This is a genomic window from Microvirga sp. P4_G7 (genome assembly GCF_056401005.1).
On sequence record NZ_JBFUKD010000834.1, the window covers coordinates 1 to 1,410 of the forward strand.

A 1,410-nucleotide genomic window follows, 5' to 3' on the forward strand; every position below is an offset into this window, starting at 1 on the left:
CGAAGAGCCCAACACCTCTACGTTCGCGGATCTGCTCGATGTCAAAAAGGGTGGCATCGATGTTTCGACCGAGCCTCCGCTGCGCTCGGACACGCCAGCGAGCATTTCGGATGTCGGCAACTTCTCTTTCGCGGAACTGCTGGAAACCAAGAAGGGYGGCCTCGACGTMACCACCGATCCYCCYCTYCACGCTCCGGWCGAAGAGCCCAACACCTCTACGTTCGCGGATCTGCTCGATGTCAAAAAGGGYGGCATCGATGTTTCGACCGARCCTCCGCTGCGCTCGGATTCAACGCCTGCGGCGCTTATCACCATCTCGGATCCGGAAGGGGCGGTCTTTGGAAGCCTGCTGGAGACTAAAAAAGGTGGTCTCGATGTGACGACCGATCCGCCCCTGCGGATCGAGACGGACAACCAGGCCACCAGTCACGCAGAATTTTACATGATCTGATCATCGCGGCGCGAAAATGCGCGTGCCGCCCAAAATTTGACTGCTGACGGCATCCTCCCGTTATTGTATGACAGGATATGGATTCCATTTCGGCCGTGCTCGCGCAGCTGTATGATCGGACCTCCGTCCTCGTTGCCGCTTATGACGAGCATGATCGTTTGCGGTATGCCAATCCTGCTTTCAGGTCAGCATTTTTCATTCCGCCTCAAGAGAGTCCGCTTTGGCCAGATCTGATGCGTGCGAACTTTCTCGCGCAACGTGGCACGATCATTCGCAATCCCGACTTTGAAGCCTGGATCATGTCGGCTCAATCGCGTCGCGGAAAAATCGGCTTTCGGGCTTTCGAGACGGACCTGATGGACGGCCGTTGGCTGTGGATGACCGAGACTGTCCAGGCGGATGGTTGGATGCTCTGCATTGCCAGTGATATTACGACGTTGCGCGCCGWCGAGCGGTCTCTTCGACAAGACCGCGACTTCGCTCTTCGCGCGGCTCATACGGACGACCTCACGGGTATCGCCAATAGACGCTTCATTACGGCCCGCGTCGAAGAGATGCTCCAGCAAAGTCACTCGAGTGACGAGGTCCTGGGTTGTCTCGCAGTCATCGACATCGACAACTTCAAGTACATCAACGATCGCTACGGGCATGGCAACGGCGACCTGATCCTGCAGGACTTCGCCAAACTCATTCACGCTCAGGTGCGCCGTACGGATGCTTTCGGTCGAGTCGGCGGCGAAGAGTTTCTGCTGGTTCTCCCCCGTACACGAGAGGAAGAGGCGATCCTCATTCTCCAGCGGATGCTTGCGGCGATCCGCGTCTCGCGTCCGTTGAAGGATTGCCCGGATTGCCGGTACACGTTCTCCGCCGGCATCGCAGCCGGCAAGGCGGGCCACACAGCCGTCACGCTTTATTCCGCTGCCGACCGCGCGCTCTACTCGGCCAAGATCGCAGGGCGC

General features: G+C 58.7%; 2 protein-coding genes. Both read left to right on the plus strand.

Annotated features, from left to right (window positions below; translation table 11 throughout):
* On the plus strand, positions 1–451 hold a 451-nt coding region (locus tag AC1DT3_RS21135), incomplete at its 5' end, for a hypothetical protein (protein ID WP_477467151.1).
* Positions 452–528: 77 nt separating this feature from the next.
* The coding region (locus tag AC1DT3_RS21140; protein WP_477467152.1) for a GGDEF domain-containing protein at positions 529–1,410 on the plus strand (882 nt) is incomplete at its 3' end.